Annotated in this window: 18 protein-coding genes and 3 tRNA genes; 13 read left to right on the top strand and 8 right to left on the bottom strand. The window is 63.2% G+C overall.

What is annotated here, in order from left to right:
- Positions 1–173 precede the first annotated feature (173 nt).
- The 4 genes from VSX60_RS14405 to VSX60_RS14390 all read right to left on the bottom strand — a co-directional run bounded on the left by VSX60_RS14405 (position 174) and on the right by VSX60_RS14390 (position 3358).
- Entirely contained in the window at positions 174–1262 is a 1089-nt protein-coding gene (locus VSX60_RS14405; protein ID WP_327624916.1) for an isocitrate/isopropylmalate dehydrogenase family protein, read from the bottom strand.
- A gap of 139 nt (positions 1263–1401) precedes the next feature.
- Positions 1402–1477 (bottom strand) — tRNA-Glu (locus VSX60_RS14400).
- Positions 1478–1644: 167 nt separating this feature from the next.
- Positions 1645–2691 carry a YcbK family protein gene (locus VSX60_RS14395; RefSeq protein ID WP_327624915.1) on the bottom strand — a complete coding sequence of 349 codons (1047 nt, stop codon included), beginning with the start codon at positions 2689–2691 and terminating at the stop codon, positions 1645–1647.
- A 226-nt stretch (positions 2692–2917) separates the two neighbouring features.
- Positions 2918–3358, bottom strand: a complete 441-nt coding sequence (locus VSX60_RS14390; protein ID WP_327624914.1) for a VOC family protein — start codon at positions 3356–3358, stop codon at positions 2918–2920.
- Positions 3359–3704: 346 nt separating this feature from the next.
- Between VSX60_RS14390 and VSX60_RS14385 the strand changes: the two genes are divergently transcribed.
- From VSX60_RS14385 to VSX60_RS14365, 5 genes are all read left to right on the top strand, one after another.
- Positions 3705–4283 carry a cold-shock protein gene (locus VSX60_RS14385; protein WP_327624913.1) on the top strand — a complete coding sequence of 193 codons (579 nt, stop codon included), beginning with the start codon at positions 3705–3707 and terminating at the stop codon, positions 4281–4283.
- Positions 4284–4299: 16 nt separating this feature from the next.
- Entirely contained in the window at positions 4300–4764 is a 465-nt protein-coding gene (locus tag VSX60_RS14380; protein WP_327624912.1) for a DUF192 domain-containing protein, read from the top strand.
- A 194-nt stretch (positions 4765–4958) separates the two neighbouring features.
- A tRNA-Pro gene (locus VSX60_RS14375) sits at positions 4959–5035 on the top strand.
- 49 nt (positions 5036–5084) lie between these two features.
- A complete protein-coding gene (locus VSX60_RS14370; protein WP_327624911.1) occupies positions 5085–5393 on the top strand; it encodes an ETC complex I subunit in 309 nt (102 codons plus the stop codon).
- Positions 5394–5450: 57 nt separating this feature from the next.
- A tRNA-Arg gene (locus VSX60_RS14365) sits at positions 5451–5526 on the top strand.
- Positions 5527–5743: 217 nt separating this feature from the next.
- Here VSX60_RS14365 and metC read toward each other — a convergent pair.
- Positions 5744–6925, bottom strand: coding sequence for a cystathionine beta-lyase (gene metC / locus VSX60_RS14360; RefSeq protein WP_327624909.1), 1182 nt, complete (start codon positions 6923–6925; stop codon positions 5744–5746).
- A gap of 214 nt (positions 6926–7139) precedes the next feature.
- Between metC and VSX60_RS14355 the strand changes: the two genes are divergently transcribed.
- From VSX60_RS14355 to VSX60_RS14335, 5 genes are all read left to right on the top strand, one after another.
- The gene (locus VSX60_RS14355; protein ID WP_327624907.1) at positions 7140–8159 is read left to right on the top strand and encodes an amino acid ABC transporter substrate-binding protein; all 1020 of its coding nucleotides are present in this window, start codon (positions 7140–7142) and stop codon (positions 8157–8159) included.
- 108 nt (positions 8160–8267) lie between these two features.
- Complete coding sequence (locus VSX60_RS14350) at positions 8268–9458, top strand: amino acid ABC transporter permease (RefSeq protein WP_327624906.1); 1191 nt, start codon at positions 8268–8270, stop codon at positions 9456–9458.
- An 18-nt stretch (positions 9459–9476) separates the two neighbouring features.
- Positions 9477–10955 carry an amino acid ABC transporter permease gene (locus tag VSX60_RS14345; protein WP_327624905.1) on the top strand — a complete coding sequence of 493 codons (1479 nt, stop codon included), beginning with the start codon at positions 9477–9479 and terminating at the stop codon, positions 10953–10955.
- A 362-nt stretch (positions 10956–11317) separates the two neighbouring features.
- Entirely contained in the window at positions 11318–12103 is a 786-nt protein-coding gene (locus VSX60_RS14340; protein ID WP_327624904.1) for an amino acid ABC transporter ATP-binding protein, read from the top strand.
- 169 nt (positions 12104–12272) lie between these two features.
- The gene (locus tag VSX60_RS14335; protein ID WP_327624903.1) at positions 12273–13433 is read left to right on the top strand and encodes an AI-2E family transporter; all 1161 of its coding nucleotides are present in this window, start codon (positions 12273–12275) and stop codon (positions 13431–13433) included.
- 344 nt (positions 13434–13777) lie between these two features.
- On the opposite strand, the gene VSX60_RS14330 is transcribed toward VSX60_RS14335, so the two are convergent.
- The 3 genes from VSX60_RS14330 to VSX60_RS14320 all read right to left on the bottom strand — a co-directional run bounded on the left by VSX60_RS14330 (position 13778) and on the right by VSX60_RS14320 (position 17206).
- Entirely contained in the window at positions 13778–15586 is a 1809-nt protein-coding gene (locus tag VSX60_RS14330; protein ID WP_327624902.1) for an OmpA family protein, read from the bottom strand.
- Positions 15587–15765: 179 nt separating this feature from the next.
- Positions 15766–16956: an FAD-dependent monooxygenase gene (locus VSX60_RS14325; protein WP_327624901.1), complete on the bottom strand. Its 1191-nt coding sequence runs from the start codon at positions 16954–16956 to the stop codon at positions 15766–15768.
- A gap of 4 nt (positions 16957–16960) precedes the next feature.
- Complete coding sequence (locus VSX60_RS14320) at positions 16961–17206, bottom strand: zinc-finger domain-containing protein (protein ID WP_327624899.1); 246 nt, start codon at positions 17204–17206, stop codon at positions 16961–16963.
- 155 nt (positions 17207–17361) lie between these two features.
- Here VSX60_RS14320 and VSX60_RS14315 point away from each other — a divergent pair, with 155 nt between their 5' ends.
- From VSX60_RS14315 to VSX60_RS14305, 3 genes are all read left to right on the top strand, one after another.
- Complete coding sequence (locus VSX60_RS14315; protein ID WP_327624898.1) at positions 17362–18120, top strand: alpha/beta fold hydrolase; 759 nt, start codon at positions 17362–17364, stop codon at positions 18118–18120.
- Positions 18121–18318: 198 nt separating this feature from the next.
- Positions 18319–19143, top strand: coding sequence for a serine O-acetyltransferase (gene cysE / locus VSX60_RS14310; protein WP_327624897.1), 825 nt, complete (start codon positions 18319–18321; stop codon positions 19141–19143).
- A gap of 71 nt (positions 19144–19214) precedes the next feature.
- Positions 19215–19424 (top strand): DUF3126 family protein, encoded by a 210-nt coding sequence (locus VSX60_RS14305; RefSeq protein WP_327624896.1) that lies wholly within the window; start codon positions 19215–19217, stop codon positions 19422–19424.
- The last annotated feature ends 164 nt before the right edge of the window (positions 19425–19588 follow it).

Genomic DNA, 19588 nt, shown 5'->3' with positions numbered 1-19588 from the left:
GATCTCTGGCGTGCAGTCGGCAACATCTGCGACCTGTTCGAGCCCGAAGAATGTTGGAACTACCTCAAGGCCGCTGGCTATGTTGCTGATTAATCGCCTGACGCTCTAGCGCGGAATGGCGAAAAGTGGGATCGGCATTCCACCCGCGTTTTGCGCCAACTGAAGGGGATTGATCAGGTCCGCGCAGCCTCGGTTATTCGCGTGATCAGCGACTGCGTGAAGGCCGCCGTGGCGCAGGTACCGCCGAGATCGGCGGTGCGGGTGTCAGGGTCGGCGATGGTCGCGTCGAGCGCGGCGTCGATCGCGGCGGCAGCTTGAAGCGGCGCGTCGTCTGAAAAACGCTCGCCCAGCCATGCCAGGAGCATCGCCGACGACCCGATGAGCGAGGCCGGGTTGGCGATGCCGCGACCGGCGATATCGGGCGCCGAGCCGTGCTGGGCCTGCGCCATCGCATGGCCGTCGCCGAGGTTCAGGGACGCCGCCAGGCCCAGACTTCCGGCCAGTTCCGAGGCCAGATCCGACAGGATGTCGCCGAACATATTGGTGGTGACGACAACGTCGAAACGGGACGCGTCGCGAACGAGATGCGCGGCCATCGCATCCACCAATTGTTCCTCGTAGCGGATGTCGGGATAGCGAGCGGCGACCTCCCGCACGCAGTCCAGGAATAACCCGTCCGAGACCCGCAGAACATTCGCCTTATGGACTGCCGTCACCAGCTTGCGGGGGCGCCCTGCGGCGATCGCGAACGCCTTCTCGGCGATCCTGAGCGAGGCTTGCCGCGTGACCTTGCGCACGGCGAGGGCCAGGTCCGGCGTCGGCATGAATTCGCCACCGCCGAGGAACATCGTGCGGTCGGCGTAGAAGCCCTCCGTGTTCTCGCGCACGATCACCAGATCGATCGGGACACCGACCCGTGGCGCGATCCCCGGTCGCGTGCGGGCAGGTCGGATATTGGCATAGAGATCGAGCTGCTTGCGGAGTGTGCCGGACGGGTTCACGCCACCTTTGTCGACCGGCGGATAGACGTTGTGGGAAACTGGCCCGAGGATCAACCCGTCGGCGCCGCGAGCTCTCTCGCAGCTTTCATTCCGAAATGTGGAGCCGAAGGCTTCGAGTGCCGCGAGGCCGACTGTTTCGTCGTCGAATGCCAGTTCGATGCGGTGCAGCGATGCCGCATGGCGAAGGACCGCCAGCGTCGACTCCACGATCTCTGGCCCTATGCCGTCGCCTTCCATCACCATGAGATTGTACGAACGCATCGCCGTTGGCTCCCTGTTCGCGCTTCGCCATGCATCGGGCCACGACACTGGGAGGCTGGCCGGTCGCATTGAACGCTAGCGCCGCGAATGGTGTTGGTGATTGTCTTTTTCCGAAAACCAGCGCGCCGAGAAGGGAAGCTGGTACGCCCAACGGGAATCGAACCCGTGTTTCCGCCGTGAAAGGGCGGCGTCCTAGACCGCTAGACGATGGGCGCGGCGACGGGGTGTATACGGGGGTTCGCTGGGGATCGCAAGACGTCGGAGCCGGGTTTTTCACACACTGGCGGTGAAGCATTTCGGCTCCGCGCGAAAGCGCGCGCTTCGCGCCGGACGATGATTTGGAATCCCACAGCGTTGCGCGGTCGGACAGGGCCGCTTAGCTTTACTTGCGGCTACGGCAGCGCCAATTCCAGTCGCGCTTGGGGCCGACATCGACGTGGATCGCCGCTGTGTGGCAGTAGGTTCCCACGCCACCTCGGCCTGGCAATGAACGTACGTAAGCCGCGACGGCGAACCGGTCGACATCCGGCACGACGATATCGGCAGCCTTGCAGCCCATGTGCTGGGAGCGGCGGGCACCGTTGACGCGACGGTTATACGTTGGACTGCGGTAGCCGGAGGTGACGACGATCTTCTTGCCGAAACGCCGTTCGATCGCCCGCAGCGTCCCAACCAACTTCGCGGGAAAACAGTTCGTCTGGACGCTCTCGCGCTGGACACGGAGACCATTGGGCGCGACGCGGGCAAAACCGGTGAGCGACGCCACCTGATAGCTACTGCCGCCGCTGATTTCGTCGAGAATGTCCTCGTCGTCGGCCGATGCGCGCTGCCCGATCTCGAACAGCGAAGACGGGTCGACGCCAGGCAGGGCATTGTCTGCGCCGGAGCTAGCGGCGGCCTCGCGCTGCAGAACGATGCGGCGGCTCTTGCCTTTCTCCGCATTTGCGATCGGCGTGCGGACCTTGGAACGAGCAAAAAGCGAAGCGAAAAGCGAGCGGTCGGCCTCGCGGCCGCTCTCAGCCGAGGTCATCTTGTCGCCCTCGCTGACCCTGCCGCCCGCGTAAGCGGCAATCGCCTTGTTCCTGGCATTGAGCATGCGGGGGGAAGCAGGGGGGGGAGCCTCCGCCAAGCCTGCGGTCTGCGGTTCCTCGCTGACCGATGAAGCGTCTGCCGTGGCGCTGGCCGAAGCCTCGCCGTCGATCGTCGCGCTCGCCGGAACCTCGCCGGCGATGGCAGTGCGGTCGGAATCGGTCTGCCCGTCGGCGGCCAAGATGTCTTCGGATGGCGCCGCGCCGGCAAAGCCAAAGGCCGTCGTATCGTCAAGCGCCGAAACGCATGCGCCCACCAGCGGAAGGCTCGAGAGCACTGCCGCCGCCAGAATATGCCGCCGCAGCGGCCAGCGGCGCACGGTCCGGATACTCGTCGTCAAACTTATCCACCCTCTCAATGGCGAGCCGAAGGGTCCGCCTTTTCGAGCTACCGCTGATGCGGCAGACGTCGCAAGCTTCGTCGCGATATCCCCCGCCGACCGCCTGAATCAGGACCGTCGGCATCGAAGCCTGCGCAATAGAACCTATTTCCGCGCATATGGCCAGAATGCGGCAGCACCATGATCGTCGACGGCCCGCGACCGCCGACGTCAGGTCGGGGCGGCTCTACCAGCTGCCGGTGTTCTGCATCGAGGCCCACGGCTCGGCCGACGCCTTGGCTTCTCCCTTCTGCAGAAGTTCGAATGAAATATCGTCGGGGGATTTGATGAACGCCATGTAGCCGTCGCGTGGCGGCCGGTTGATTGTCACGCCCTTGTCCATCAGGTCTTGGCAGGTCGCATAAATGTCGTCGACCTCGAAGGCGAGATGGCCGAAATTGCGCCCGGCACCATAGGTCTCCGGGTCCCAATTATAGGTCAGCTCCATCAGCGGGGCTTTGGATTCCCTGGCGCCCGGAAGGTCGTCGGGCGCCGCAAGGAAGATCAGCGTAAACCGTCCCTTTTCGTTCTCGACCCGGCGTGTCTCCACCAGCCCAAGCTTGTTGCAGTAGAAATCGAGCGACTGGTCGACGTCGCTGACGCGGACCATCGTGTGCAGATAGCGCATGCGGATGTCTCCATTGATGAGGTGGGAGAGACGTTAGGGCGCGGTTGCGAACGGCCAACCCCCTGCCGCTGACAAAGCCATCCCCGCCGTGCATCTCGATCTCCAGAACGCCCGCCCGGCGCCATGCCAGCCGGCGGACGTTCTGGATCGATTGGGCTTGATTCCGCGAAGACGGGAGGAGACGTCGCTTTCGCAATAACTTGCGAGGCCGCCAAGACTGCCGGAACCTGTGTGCAATAGGACGCATTTTCGCACAAATGCCGTAGTTGCCCTTGCTCGAAACCGGAAGGTTAATGCTATGCTAGACTGTGCCGATTCGGTTGGCGTAAGAGGCGGGACCCCCCGAATGTCGGAGAGAACCTCTGCAGACGTGCATGGCGAGGGCGAATCATCGGACGGCGGCGACGTCCAACTGATCGTCGTGTCCGGCCATATCAAATGGTTCGACGTGGCCAAGGGGTTCGGCTTCATCGTTCCCGATGATCAGGGCGCCGACATCCTGTTGCATGTGACCTGTCTTCGCCGCGACGGCTACACGACAGCCATCGAGGGAGCGCGTCTCGTTTGCGAGGTGCAAAAAGGCGAGCGCGGCCTTCAGGCATTCCGAATCCTGTCCATGGATCAATCGACGGCCATCCATCCGTCGCAATTGCCGCCGTCGCGCACCCACGTCACGGTGGTGCCGAGCAGCAATCTTGTCCGCGCGGTGGTGAAATGGTTCAATCGTACCAAGGGCTACGGGTTCCTGACCCAAGGCGAGGGGACGGAGGATATTTTCATCCACATGGAAACCCTGCGGCGCTACGGTATGATGGAACTGCGCCCCGGGCAGGAGGTGCTGGTGCGCTTCGGCGACGGCGAGAAGGGTCTGATGGCCGCCGAAATCCATCCCGGGACCGGCCCCGTTCAGCCAGCATCGCACTGACCGCGGGGTCTGGGCCATGATGTTTCGCAAACCAATCGTCGTAGCCGGGTTCGCGGTCTTGGCTCTCCTGGCCGCGGCCTATTTCGCCTTGGCGGGGGGCGACCTGTCGACCGCGACCCTGGTCACCGGCTCGGGCGAGCAGAAGATCGATGTCGAGCTCGCGCTGACGCCGAAAGACCGCGAAATCGGCCTGATGAATCGTGAATCCATGCCTGCGGGCCAAGGCATGCTGTTCTCCTTCGATCCGGTTCGACCGGTGACCATGTGGATGAAGAACACGCTCATCCCTCTCGATATGCTGTTCCTCGACGAGGCTGGCACGGTCATCCATATCAAGACGAACGCACAGCCCTTGTCGCTCGATCTGATTCCCTCCGGCGGGCCAGTCAAATACGTCCTGGAATTGAACGGTGGGGCGGCGGCACGCTACGGCGCGCGAGTCGGGGATCGGCTCAAGCACGAGATCATACCGGAATCGTGACGGATCGGCGGGCTGGCGGCGCATTCTTGGGACGATTTCATACGCGGGCCGGCCGCGGAGGAGGCCGAATATGAGGGTTTTGGCCCGTGCCTTTTGCCGTGGTGGGGTGCGGCGGGCGCAGCCATGCAACGCGTCGGCCTTGACTTCGGCGGGCAAGCCCTGCAAACCCCCGACCACAGGCGGATCATGGCATCCGGAGCGTAGCGCAGCCTGGTAGCGCATCTGGTTTGGGACCAGAGGGTCGCAGGTTCGAATCCTGCCGCTCCGACCATCGCGACCCGCCCGTATTTCGACGCGAATCCCGCACTCCCGACGAGGCCATGATGGTTGCGAGAATCTACCGTCCGTCCCGAACCGCCATGCAGTCAGGCAAGGCCAAGACCCGCGACTGGATCCTCGTCTATGAGCCGGAGGAGCCCAAGCGGATCGAGCCGCTGATGGGCTATACGTCATCTGGCGACATGAATTCGCAGCTCCGCCTCTCCTTCGCCACGAAAGAGCTGGCGATCGAATATGCCGAGCGCAACGATATTCCGTTTCGGGTCGAGGAACCCCACCTCGCAAAGCGGTCCAAAGTGGCTTATGCCGACAACTTCCGGTACGACCGAAATCAGCCTTGGACCCATTGACGCTCCGGCGTTCGTGATCGGGGCACTGCTCGATTTGCATGACCTTTCGGTCACGCCGGCCCCGTAGCTCAGTGGATAGAGCACCGGCCTTCTAAGCCGATGGTCGCAGGTTCGAATCCTGCCGGGGTCACCATCATCACAAATGTCCGGCCGGGAGACATGGGCGACATTTTCGGTCCGTGGAGGTGCCGCGCGGTCCAGCAGGCGGCCATTCGCGCACCCCAAGCTCCTCCGCGACGAGCGCTTTTATAGCGTATTCNGACATGGGCGACATTTTCGGTCCGTGGAGGTGCCGCGCGGTCCAGCAGGCGGCCATTCGCGCACCCCAAGCTCCTCCGCGACGAGCGCTTTTATAGCGTATTCGCGGCCGCAAATCCGACTTCCAGGTCGGCCTTGAGATCGGCGACGTCCTCCAGCCCCACCTGAAGTCGAATGAGCGCACCGCCGCCGGGACCCTTGGCGATGGTCCGGTCGCTCAAATCGACCGGAACGGCGAGGCTTTCGTGCCCGCCCCAGGAATAACCGAGCCCGAAGATCCGCAGCGCGTCCAGGAAGGCCGCCGCCTTTCGCGCATCGCCCTTCAACACGAAAGCGAACAGGCCGCTGGCGCCGCTGAACTGGCGCCGCCAAAGCGCATGGCCGGGAAACGAGGGAAGGGCGGGGTGAAGCACCTCGCTCACCTCCTCCCGGCTTTCCAGCCATTCCGCCAGGGCCAGCGCCGAGGCCTGATGGCGTTCCAGGCGGATGCCCATCGTCTTCAGTCCGCGCAGGACAAGGTAGACGTCGTCGGGCGCTGCGTTGACGCCGATCTGCATCTGGGTGTCGCGGAGCCGACCGTAGGTCGTCTGGGTCGCCGATACGCTGCCCATCATCACGTCGGAATGACCGCCCGGATATTTCGTCAGGGCATGAATCGACAGATCGACGCCGTGATCGAGCGGCTTGAAGAACATCGGCGTCGCCCAGGTATTGTCCATCATGGTGACCGCTTCGCCGGCGTGGGCGGCATCGCAGGCAACGCGGACATCCATGATCTCGAACGTGTTCGAACCAGGCGCCTCGAGGAAGACGACTTTCGTTTCCGGCCGCATCAGCCCGGCTATACCTTCGCCAATGTGCGGATCGAAATACTCGACCTCGACACCCAAGCGCGACAGGGTTCCATCGCAGAAACGACGAGTGGGGTAATAGACCGAATCCACAACGAGACAGTGGTCGCCGCTCGACAGGTAGGCGAGCAACGGGACCGTGACGGCGGCGAGCCCGGACGGCAGCAGGATCGTCCCGGCGGCCCCTTCCAGCTCAGTCAGAGCGTCTTCCAGGGCCTTGGTGGTCGGCGTGCCCCACAGGCCGTAGGTGAACGGCGCGCGAATTCTGTTGTTGAGGCTCTCCATCGAGGGAAAGAGGACGGTCGAGCCATGGACAACCGGCGGATTCACGAAGCCGTGCTGGGACTGTGGATCGTAAGGCCCATGCGCCAGACGGGTGTTGATGCCGTCCTGCCGTCCCCGGGAGGAGTTGTCGGTGCTCAATTGTTCGGCTTTCTGATTGTACTCAAGACGACTGATCGGACTTGCCGAAAGCGAGGGGAAAAAAACGTCAACTGCTTGACCTGCACTTTTTTATGACATGTGATTGCTGTGCGAAATGAGGGACTTTGTCCCGAGGCCGCCATCTGCCGCATCGGACTGGGTACTTCGTTTGTCAATAAAGTCATACCCAAAACCCAACCGGGAAGGTATCCTGATGAAATTGAAGCTTCTGACCGCGGTGCTCGGTCTCTCGATCGCGGGCCTGGCAGCTGGCGGCGCCTCGGCGCAGACCCTCCAGACTGTAAAGGATCGCGGGGCCCTTAAATGCGGCGTCAATACGGGTTTGCCAGGCTTCGCCTCGCAGAATGATCAGGGCGCTTGGCAGGGCCTCGACGTCGACTATTGCAAGGCGATCGCCGCCGCTGTGTTCGGTGACCCCAGCAAGGTTCAATATTCGCCGCTGTCGGCGGTACAGCGCTTTCCGGCGCTCCAGAACAGCGAAGTCGACGTTCTGGCCCGAAACACCACCTGGACCATGGACCGGGACACGAAGCTCGGGCTCACCTTCGCCGGCGTCAATTACTATGACGGCCAGGGCTTCATGGTGAAGAAGGAACTCAATGTCAGCTCGGCGCTGGAGCTCTCCGGTGCGACGGTGTGCGTGCAGAGTGGCACCACCACCGAACTCAACCTCGCGGATTTTTTCCGGACCAACAACATGGAGTACAATCCGGTCGTCATCGAGTCGCAGTCGGACGTCAACTCGGCCTATGACAGCGGTCGTTGCGACGTCCTGACGACGGACGCCTCCGGTCTTGCCGCCTCGCGCCTCGAAATGGGCAGTCCGGACGATCACGCGATCCTGCCGGAAATCGTCTCCAAGGAGCCGCTTGGACCCGCAGTGCGCCAAGGCGATACGGAGTGGCTCAACGTCGTGAAGTGGACGCACTACGCGCTGCTCAACGCCGAAGAGCTTGGGGTCACCCAGGCGAATGTCGAAGAGATGCTGGATTCGGAAAATCCGGAAATCCGTCGCCTCCTCGGCAAGGACAAGAACTTCGGCGAGTCGATCGGCGTGTCGCAGGATTGGGTGGTCAACATCATCAAGGCCGTCGGCAACTACGGCGAGATCTTTGAGCGCAACATCGGTGTCGACACGCCGCTCAAGATCCAGCGTGGCCAGAATGCCCTCTGGACCAAGGGCGGTCTGCAGTACGGTATGCCGGTCCGCTAATCGGTAACAACGGAGCGGGCGCCTTTCGGCGTCCGCTCCGACCGGCATTGACGCTCGTCGCCCATCGGGTGGCGGGAGCGAGATTTTGTGCACTGCTTGGGAACCGAAATGACCGCCGACATCCATCCGTCGTCACGCGAGCGTGGCGGTGACTCGCTTCTGACCAATCCGACCGTCCGCAGTATCGTGATCCAGGTCCTCTTGGTTGTCGGTCTGGTGGCTTTCGCTTGGTGGATCATCGACAACACCGCGCAAAATCTCGCCGCAGCGAATATTGCATCAGGCTTTGGATTCCTGGAATCCCGGTCCGGATTCGACATCGCCCAGACGCCGATCGCGTATTCCAGCAATTCCACCTACGGACAAGCGATCCTTGTTGGCATCGCCAACACGCTGATCATCGCGGCGAGCGGTGTTATCGTGGCGACGATCATCGGCTTCTTGGTCGGAATCGGCAGGCTGTCGCACAATTTTCTCATCCGCACGCTCTCGACCATTTATGTCGAGACGTTCCGCAATATTCCGCCGCTGCTGGTTATTCTGTTCTGGTATTTCGGGGTTCTCTCCGTTCTGAGCGGACCGCGTGGGATCGCGGAAAGCCCGATTGGGGTCTATCTCACCAATCGCGGCCTGCAGATCCCGAGCGTACTGTTCCAGCCGCTTGCCTGGGCTGCCTTCGCGGCTTTCCTGGTCGGCATCCTGGCGACGATGTGGCTTGCCCGTTACAGCCGGAAGAAGCAATTGGCCACCGGCGAGCGTACGCCTGTGCTTTGGCCCGCGATCGGGATGATCGTCGGGCTGCCGATCGTCGTGTTCCTGGTGACCGGCGTGCCGGCCGCGCTAGAGTTTCCAGAGGCGAGCCGGTTCAACCTGGCCGGCGGTTTCCAGCTCCGGCCGGAATTCATCGCGCTGTTGCTGGCGCTGTCGATCTATACGGCTGCCTTCATCGCCGAGATCGTGCGCGCCGGCATCCTCTCGGTTTCCAAGGGGCAGACCGAGGCGGCGTCGGCGCTTGGCCTGAAGCGCGGGCAATTGCTGCGACTGGTCGTGGTGCCGCAAGCCTTCCGGGTGATCATCCCACCGTTGACCAGCCAGTACCTCAACCTGACCAAGAACTCCTCCCTCGGGCTGGCGATCGGCTATCCCGAGCTCGTCGCGGTTGGATCTACGGTCCTCAACCAGTCGGGTCAGTCGATCGAGGTCGTGGTCATCTGGATGGTCGTCTATCTGGGAATCAGCATCACGGTTTCGCTGCTGATGAACTGGTTCAACTCGAAAATGGCGCTCGTCGAGCGTTGATGAAGGGCGCGTAGGACCATGGAAGAACAAGTCGCCCGCTTCGTCGCGACCGAGCAGAAACAGCCGCTCCCGCCCCCGCCGAGCGAGAGGGGCATCATCGGAACGACCCGCCGCAACCTGTTCGCCACGCCGCTCGATTCGGTGTTGAGCATCCTTGCAGGATTGATCATTGTCTGGGGGGCGTGGAACATCGTCAACTGGGCCTGGATCGACGCCACCTTCACGGGAAGCGACCGGGAAGCCTGCCTCGGGGAGGGGGGCGCATGCTGGGCCTTTGTCGGGGCGAAATTCAGCCAGTTCATGTACGGCGTCTATCCGTTCGGTGCGCGCTGGCGGATCGACGTGTCGGTGGTAATGCTGATCGTGCTCGTTGCCGGGATCGCCATACCGCGTATTCCGTTCAAGCGGATCAATGCGATGCTGCTGTTCGCGGTCTATCCGGTGGTGACGCTGATCCTGCTCACCGGCGGGCGGTTCTCGTTTTCCGGTGGCGGGGTGACGCTGCTGCTTTTGCTCGCTGCCGCCATCACGATCAGCGATGTGGCATCGCGCCCGGAGATCGGTTTCGGTAGCCTGATGAAGACTGCCGTCGGGTTGGCTCTGTTCGGCGTGTTGGCGCTGTTGTTGTCGAATATTGTCAGCGGCGCCTCGGTCGATTTCCTTGATCTGCGATTCTCGACGCTCACGCTTGTCGCGTTTCTGGCAAGCCTCGGTTCGATAGCGGTGGCTGTCCTCACCGGATTCCGTTCCCAAGAGATCAGTCGACTCCGCCTGCTGATGCCGATTGTCGCGGTCGTTCTCTTTGTCTTCGTGATGACCGCCAATTTTGGGTTGCGGCCGGTGCCAACCAATCTGTGGGGCGGCCTGATGTTGACGCTCGTCGTCGCGCTGAGCGGTATCGCCGCCTCGCTTCCGCTGGGTGTCATCCTCGCTCTCGGCCGGCGATCGGACATGCCTGCGGTGCGGCTATTCTCGGTGATCTTCATCGAGTTCTGGCGCGGCGTGCCGCTGATTACCGTCCTGTTCATGGCGAATTTCATGCTGCCGCTGTTCCTGCCCGAGGGCGTCAGCTTCAATCAGCTTTTGCGGGCACTCGTCGGCGTCGCGCTGTTCTCGGCGGCCTACATGGCGGAGGTGATCCGCGGCGGCCTCCAGGCCATACCAAAAGGTCAGTATGAAGGCGCCGACGCCATGGCGCTGACCTACTGGCAGAAGATGCGCCTGATCATCCTGCCGCAGGCTCTGAAACTGGTGATTCCGGGAATCGTCAACACCTTCATCGGGCTCTTCAAGGATACCAGCCTGGTCTACATCATCGGTCTGGCAGACCTTCTCGGGACGGTGCGCCGTGGCTTCAACGATCCAAGCTGGATCACCCCCTCCACGCCGGCGACCGGCCTCGTCTTCGCCGCGTTCATTTATTGGTTGTTCTGCTTTTCCATGTCGCGCTACTCGATCTACACTGAGCGGCGACTGGATACCGGACACACACGCTAGAGCATCGGACGACAATATGAATGCGTTCTGCCAGCGGGATTTCGGGACAAGGTCGAGGGGATCGGCGCAGGTCGTAGCGGCGCTACGGCCAAGACGAGCCCCGAAGGAATTGTCCCGAAAGCCCCTGGCCCACCGGTCGCCCCGCGCCGGATGGCGCGGTGAGGTCGATCGGCGGATTCTAAGACCTGCCGTTTGCCAAAGGCAAACAGGCGGGTGGGTTTCCGGTCGCCGGGTGCCCACTTTGTCGGCCGGCTCGACCGTAGCGCCGCTACGTTCGTCGCCGCCCTCCGCGTGGATCACCTCGGCGAACCGGGAAACAGAACCGCGTCCATATTATCTTCCGATGCTCTAAGGATCCGACCATGGCTGTCGATACCGAAACCAAGGCGCAACCGACACCGATGCAGGTCTCCGACGAGATCGCCGTCGAACTCTCGGGCGTCAACAAGTGGTTCGGGGAATTCCACGTTCTCCGCGACATCAATCTGACCGTTCGCACGGGCGAACGCATCGTCGTCTGCGGTCCGTCGGGATCCGGCAAATCGACGATGATCCGCTGCATCAACCGGCTGGAGGAGCATCAAAAAGGCCGCATCGTCGTGGACGGCATCGAGCTGACCAACGATCTGAAGAAGATTGACGAGGTGCGGCGCGAAGTCGGCATGGTGTTCCAGCATTTCAATCTCTTCCCGCATTTGACCATTCTGGAGAACTGCACGCTGGCCCCGATCTGGGTGCGCAAGATGCCGAAGAAGAAGGCCGAAGAGGTGGCCATGCATTACCTGTCGCGGGTGAAGATCCCCGAGCAGGCGAACAAATACCCCGGCCAGCTCTCCGGCGGCCAGCAGCAGCGCGTGGCCATCGCCCGATCGTTGTGCATGAGCCCGAAAATCATGCTGTTCGACGAGCCGACCTCGGCGCTCGACCCGGAGATGATCAAGGAAGTGCTCGATGTTATGGTGGGGCTCGCCGAAGAGGGAATGACGATGTTGTGCGTGACCCACGAGATGGGCTTTGCACGCCAGGTCGCCAATCGTGTGATCTTCATGGATGCCGGCCAGATCGTCGAGCAGAACGAGCCGGAGCCGTTCTTCACCAATCCGCAACACGAGCGCACCAAGCTCTTCCTCTCGCAGATCCTTCATTGACCTGGTCGTCGGGCGCGTTTACGCGAATCGCCTGGTCGTGCAGATGATCGGCGTTCGATAAGCGACGCCGTGCGGGGCAGCAACGTGACGTCTTGCGCGGACGCGATGTTGCCTGTCAGGACTTCGGTTCCCCGGATTTCGATGAACATTTCGCGCGAGGGTTGGTGATTTGTCCGAGCGAACATCCGAAAGCAGAGCGGCGCCGTCGCCGGCTCCTGTTCCCGCGACGATCGAACTGGTCGACGCGCAGGCAATCGCGTCCACCCCGAGTTGGGCCATCATTGGAATCTTCTTCATCCTCCTGTTCGGCGGATTGTATCTGACGGCAAGCTTCGTGCTGCCGGTCATCATTGCCCTGCTGTTCGCGTTGGTGATGAGCCCGGTGGTGCGATTCCTGCGTCGCCGGTTGAAAATCTGGGAGCCGATCTCTGCGTTCGTCCTCGTGATCGGCACGACGATGACGCTGATTTCAGGCTTCTACATGCTCAGCGATCCCATCGCGAAGATCGTCAACGACGCGCCTCGTTACGCCGCGGCCGTGGATGCGGAGATGCGGACTGTCAAGAACCGGCTCGAACGCCTCCGCTCGGCACAGGAGAATGTTGAGAAAACCGCGAAAAGCGCCGCCGGAGGGGCGGAGGACAATGAGGTTGTCGTCAAGAACCCCGGCCTCGTCGACAATGCCACGACCGCAGTGCCGCAGATGCTGGCTTCTGTCGGCTTCACTCTGGTGTTTTTGTTTTTCCTTCTCGCTTCGGGCGACCTATTTTACCAGAAACTCATACGGTCGATGCCGACGCTGGCCGACAAGAAGCGCGCGCTTCACATCGCGCACGACATCGAGCGCGAACTCTCGCGTTATCTGTTCACTATCACGATGATCAACGCCTCTCTCGGGATCGCGGTCGGGACGCTGTTGTGGTGGGTCGACATGCCGACTCCCGTCGTCTTCGGCGCTCTGGCGATGCTGCTCAACTTCATTCCCTATATCGGTGCGCTGATTGGCATGGCGATTGTCGGGGTGATCGCTCTCGCCGATTTCGGCAACTTGGCCCAAGCTCTGGTTCCAGTGCTGCTGTACCTCGCCTGCACGACAATCGAAGGCCAACTCGTGACGCCAACGATCGTCGGCCGACGATTGGAGATGAATGCCGCCGCGGTCTTCCTCTCGGTGGCGTTCTGGGGTTGGATTTGGGGCGTGGTCGGCATGTTCCTGGCAGTCCCGGTCATGGTCGCTATCAAGGTCTTCGCCAGCTATGTCGAACCGCTCGCGCCGCTCGGCGATTTTCTATCGGCCGAAACAAAACGAACGCCGGACGAAGACGACTGATAACGGCGCGCGGTGACAGAGACCTGTTCGAGGATGCCGAACGGGGGTGTCCGGCCAGGCGCGGCGCGCGGGGCTCGGTAGAACGCCCCCTAGCAGACCCGGTTCAAAGCCCCACCGCAGGTCAGGCGCTCGGCGCGCCTTGCGGCGTTGCGAATTCGCCCGATGCGCCGTATCGCGCCTCGCCGGGTATCGGCGTGAAGGTGCCGGGAGTGGCCGGTCGAGTTGTTACCTACCACCGCAGATAGGTATGATGCCGCGCTCGTTGCTGCCCTTCACAGATGCCCAATAAAAAACCGGCGGCCCAGAGGGCCGCCGGTCGGTGTGCCGGATATGAATCCGTCTGACTAGCGCTTGGCGGTCGTTGCGACCGGTTTCACCAGCGCGGTGATGCGCCGGAGCGTGACACGCCGGTTCTCAGCGTTCGCCGCTTGCGTCTTGACCTTCAGGTTCTGCTCGCCATAGCCCTGCGTGATCAGGTTTTCCGGCGGTACGTCGAAGTACTGCGACAGCGCCGAGGCGACAGCCTCCGCCCGGCGATCGGACAGCGCCAGATTGGCGATTTCGCTGCCCACCGCGTCGGTATGGCCCTCGATCAGGAAGGTCTCGGCCGGATTTTCCTTGATGACACGCGCGATCGCATCGGCCACCGCCTGCAAATCATCGACTTCGCTTTGCTCGATCGCGGCGGAGCCGAATGCGAAGTTGATCGTATTGAGATCGATACGGCGCACCTTGTCGCGGATGCGCTCGGAGCGTCTGACCTCATCGATCGAGTAGATGCGCTCGACGGTCTCGACCGGCGGTGCGACGATCGTGCGATAGTAGAGTTCCTCGTCCGGTTCCGCCACGTCGACGATGTATTGGTCTTCCGGAATCGTCAGAACGACCGGAGCGAGATCCGCCGCCGGATCATAATAGTAATCCGGGCGTTCGGCACCGTCCTGGTACGGATCGTAGAACAGAACGACCTCGCGTCCGTCCGGCAGTACCCGGGAGCGCTGAATCACGTCGCCATACCGGTTGGTGATCGTTACGACCTGGATGCCGTTCGGTCGGACCACGGTCTGGCGGGTCCGACCGCCGGAAAGACGCTCATAGTAGCGCTCCTCGGCGTCGACCGCGATACGGTCGTCGTCATTGCCGCGGATGAAGTAGGCCGCGGCGCCACCGACCAGCGCGCCGGCGACGCCGGCGCCCACGATCGACAGGATGTCACGATCGCCGACACGCTCGACCACCTCGGCGCCGGGCGGAAGTTCCGGCTGCCCAACCACAGTGGTGTTGTTGACAGTCGTATTGTTCACGGTCGCGTTGTTGGTCGTGCTGTTATCGTTGATAGTGGTCTGCGACGAGCCTTCGGCCGGCGCCGAGATCCGCTCTCCCTGCTCCGCAGTGATCGAGGGCACTTCGACAGGCTGGCTCAATTGCTGCACTTGCGCGTCGCTTGCGCTGATCTGGCCGGCGGGGACAGGGGCTTCCTGAATCTCGGCCGATACGGGCTTCGGATCTTCGACCGGAGCTGCTGCCGGCGCGGGCGCTGGTTCTGCCGCGGCGGGTGCTGGTTCGGCCGGAGCCTCGGCAGCGGGTGCGGGCTCAACCGGCGCGGGTTCAGCAGGTGCGGCTTCGGCGGGAGCCTCAGCAGCGGGTGCGGGTTCAACCGGCGCAGGTTCGGCAGGGGCTGCCTCCGCAGGTGCCGCCTCGGCGGGCGCAGGCTCGGCGGGAGCCTCGGCAGCGGGTTCTTCGACCGGGGCTGGTTCAGCAGGGGCTTCCTCGACAGGAGCCGGTTCGGCGGGGACGGGTTCGGCCGGAGCCTGGGCCGCAGGTTCCTCGACCGGGGCTGGTTCAGCAGGGGCTTCCTCGACAGGAGCCGGTTCGGCGGGGGCTGGTTCGGCCGGCGCCTCGGCAGCGGGTTCCTCGACCGGGGCTGGTTCAGCAGGGACCACCTCGGCAGGGGCTGTCTCGCCGGCAGGCGCCGGTTCGCAGGCCGCCGGATCCGGTGCCACAGCCGTCGGATCGCAGGCGGTCGGGTCGGCCTGAGCGACGCGGAACGCGGCCGCGTCCTGCGCATAGGCCGCAATCGGTCCGCTGATCGCGGTCGAAGCGGCAAGCGCGGCCACGCCAAACAGCCTGCCGGTTCTCTTGAAATTCGGCATATCTTTTACCTTTGTTGAAATAAGTCCCTTGCAGACCCGGATGACGCCTCGACGCTCCCATGCACCGTTAATCGGCATCCCGACCAGTTGTCGGCGTCCACTCCGATCGCCGCTAGCTAGGAAAAGCGTCGAAGTTTGTCCAGACGCACACACAACGCCCGAGATCGCTCGGGGTTTCGTCAAATCGTCTCGCGGTCGTCAGATTCGGCGGGCGGGCGCCAATCGTAGAGCCAAGAGAGGTCGTCCCGAAGACTGTCCGGCGATCGCAACGAGAGTGCGGCGTCGCGCGCCAGATCGAGCGGCCAGGGCAGATGATAGACACGCTGGTGGAAGGCGACGCGACGGCGGACTTTGGCGATGCGGGGCCTCCGCTCGGCTTCGTAGTGGGCCAACGCGGCGCTCCGGCTGGGTGCCCGCGCCAGGGCGTCGGCGAGCACCGCTGCATCCTCGATGGCCATGCCGGCGCCCTGCGCAGCATACGGTAGCATGGCATGAGCCGCGTCACCGATCAGAATGAGCCGATCGTCGAGATGGCGCCAGGGCCGGTCCGGCGGCACCACGTTCAAAGGCCAGCCGGTCATGTCGCCGGCCGCCGCGATCATCGATGTAAGTTGCCGATCCCATGAGCGGAAGCGGTAGGCAAGCCCCGCCGGATCGGCGAGCGTCGTTCGCTTCATTGGCTCGATGAGGACGAGGTTCGTCTCGCGCCCGCCGGAAATCGGATAGGCGACGGCGTGACGCCGGGGGCCGAGCCACGCCGTGATGCCAGGCGGCGGGCCGCCGCCGTTGTCGCGGCTCACGTAGCCGCGCCAGGCGATCGCGCCGCTAGGTGTGGCCGCCGCAAGCCCCAGCCGGCGCGCGATGGACGAGCGCACGCCATCGGCGCCGACCACCAGGCTGGCCTGAAGTCTGTGCCGACCCTCGCCGCTGATGAACCAGAGATCGAGGCCGCCACGCGCCGGGGTCAGCGCCTGGAGCGTAGCCCCAAGGTGAAGCGTGATCGCGGGGGAACGGTCGACGGCGCGCAGGAGAACTGCCTGCAGGTCGGCGCGGTGGATCGATACATAGGGCATGCCGTCGCTGGCGACGACCGGGACCGAGGCGATCGGCCGACCGGTGAACGCCCGGCGCAAGATTACCTCACGAGCGCGCGCGCCATGGACCAGCAAGTCCTTCATGAGTCCGAGGCGGCCGAGAACTCTCAACGCGTTCGGGGAAAGCTGGAGGCCGGCGCCGACTTCCTGCATCTGCGGCGCGCGTTCGAAGATATCCACCGCGAAACCACGATCCGCCAGCGCCAGCGCCGCCGTCAGTCCGCCGATTCCCGCTCCGATGATCGTGATCGGTCGCGCCTGGTCGGCCGCGGACACGGACCTAAGCGGCCTTTTCTCCGAAGCCGCAACCGGCCGGGCTGGTTTTCGTAGCCTTCAATGCCGGGTTGAACCGAAAGAACGTAGAGCAGTAGCCGCAGACGATCTCGCTCTCGTCGCCCATGTCGAGATAGACATGGGGATGATCGTGCGGCGGATTGGCGCCGCAGCACATGAACTCGGTCACCCCGACCTCGATCGTGTCGTAGCCTGCGTCGTTCTGAAAATGGGGAATCACGTGTCCAGCCATCGCGGCTCACTCTCGGCTATGGTTCGCAACGTCGCGGACCATAGTGTCGGTGGAACGGAATGAACAGGGGTGGCGAAGACGCCACTTGGTGCTTATCCAAACGTCCACGGACTTGACGCCGCCAACGGGATACGAATGCGAGGCTTGGCCCCATCATGGATCATTTCATCAGCGACGGGCTTGAACTCGCATTTCTCGATGCGGGCGAGCGCGATGCTCCAAGCGTCCTGCTCCTGCACGGCTTCGCGTCATCAACCCGGGTCAACTGGGTGGATACCGGCTGGGTCAGGACGCTGACCGACGCTGGCTACCGGGCCGTCGCCTTCGATCATCGCGGTCATGGCCAAAGCGCCAAGCCGACGGATGAGGCGGCTTACACGCCCCAGAAAATGGCCGACGACGCGGTGGCGCTGCTCGACCATCTGGAGATTCGGGAGACCACGGTTTTCGGCTATTCCATGGGCGCGCGGGTCGCGGCCTTTGGAGCGCTTGCCGCGTCCGATCGCTTTGCGCGCGTCGTCTTCGGCGGCCTCGGTTCTGGCCTCGTCGACGGCGTCGGCGATTGGGACCCGATCGCCGCGGCGCTACGCGCCCCTTCACTGGAGGACGTCAAAGATCCGCGCGGTCGCATGTTCAGGGCTTTTGCCGATCGGACGAACAGCGACAGGGAGGCGCTGGCCGCCTGCATCTCGACGTCCCGAAAGGAATTGACGGAGGCCGAGGTCGGCCAAATTACTCAGCCCGTGCTGATCGGCGTCGGCACGACGGACGACATCGCCGGCTCGCCGCACCGGTTGGCGGCGCTGATGCCGAATGCTCGCGTGCTCGCTATCGAGGGCCGCGACCATATGCAGTCCGTCGGCGATCGTCGGTTCAAGGCCGAGGTGCTGCGGTTTCTGAGCGACGACGCCTGACGCCCTATCCAGACCGCTTCAGCGGTGCCCGGCGTTGCGGCCGGGATGTGCCGCACCAAAGGTGTCACATACGCGCTGACGATCATCTCCATGGGGCCTACGAGCGTCTGCGGCTTTTCCTCGGGCGGCAACGCGCCTATCTGTACTCAGATGCGGGAACCATCGAGGTTTCCCCAAGCGCCGTTTCGGGAGAGCGCCATGAGCAAGAGCAGCCCGCAGGTCCAGGACAAGATCCAGGCCGTCGATCCGATCTGGGCAAAAGTGCGGACGGAAGCAATTGAGGTCGCGGAGCGCGAACCGGTTCTGTCCTGCTTCATCTACGCCACCATTCTCAACCAGCGCAGCCTTGAGGCAGCACTGATCCACCGCGTGTCACAACGGCTGGATCATCCGGACGTGCCGGCGATCGTGATCGCGCAAGCCTACGCCGACATGCTGGAATCCAACGTGGAGTTCAGCGCGACGTTGCGAACCGACATCCAGGCGGTGTTCGACCGTGACCCGGCCTGCGAGCGCTACATCGAGCCGCTGCTCTACTTCAAAGGGTTTCACGCGATTCAGACGCATCGGCTCGCGCACTGGCTCTGGAACGAGGGCCGGCGCGATTTCGCCCTCTATCTTCAGGCGCGATCGTCCGCCGTGTTCCAGACGGACATTCATCCGGCGTCCCGAATGGGCAGAGGGATTTTTCTCGATCACGCCACCGGCCTCGTCATCGGCTTCACAGCGGTCGTCGGGGACAACGTCTCGATTCTCCAGAACGTCACCCTCGGCGGCACTGGCAAGGAGTTCGGCGATCGCCATCCGAAGATCGGCTACGGGGTCCTGATTGGCGCGGGCGCGAAGGTCCTCGGCAACATCACAATTGGAAAATGCTCCAAAATCGCGTCCGGCTCGGTCGTCCTCAAGCCGGTTCCACCGCATACGACCGTGGCCGGCGTTCCGGCGCGGGTGATCGGCACGACCGACGATTGCGACGAGCCGGGCCGCGCCATGGATCAGAGCTTCGAACGCCCCGATTGATTGCGGCGGCGCATTGAATTTGCGAGCGGAGGCCTAGCTACAGCCGTTCGAAGTTGGTCCAGGAGAACGATGTGAAGCCCGACGAAATACGCAAGCTCGAAGCCTATCTGAGACAAAGTTTCAAAGGAGCCGACCTCCAGGTTCGTGCGCTTGCGCGCAGTGCCGATTCGGCTGAGGTCTATCTCAACAGTGAATTCGTCGGGCTGCTCGCGAAGGATACGGAGGAGGGTGAACTGTCGTATCATTTCACCATGACGATCCTCGACATCGATCTGGAATAGGACGACGGCGCCCAGCTGAGCCGGTCGGCTCGTCCCTCACTGGCGAGGGGGCGCGGCGTATTGGTGATCGTGGATAGAGGAGCCGGCCCTTCCAGAAGGGCCGGCTCCGTGACCGTTCAGGCATTGGACGGGGAAAAGCCTGAGCAGCCTAGCTGAACCTCGCC

The sequence above is a fragment of the Aurantimonas sp. A3-2-R12 genome, from assembly GCF_036016755.1.
In the GTDB taxonomy this organism is placed as follows: domain Bacteria; phylum Pseudomonadota; class Alphaproteobacteria; order Rhizobiales; family Rhizobiaceae; genus Aurantimonas; species Aurantimonas coralicida_A.
Note: the sequence above shows the minus strand (reverse complement) of the source record. Positions and strands in the feature narration are given on the sequence as shown.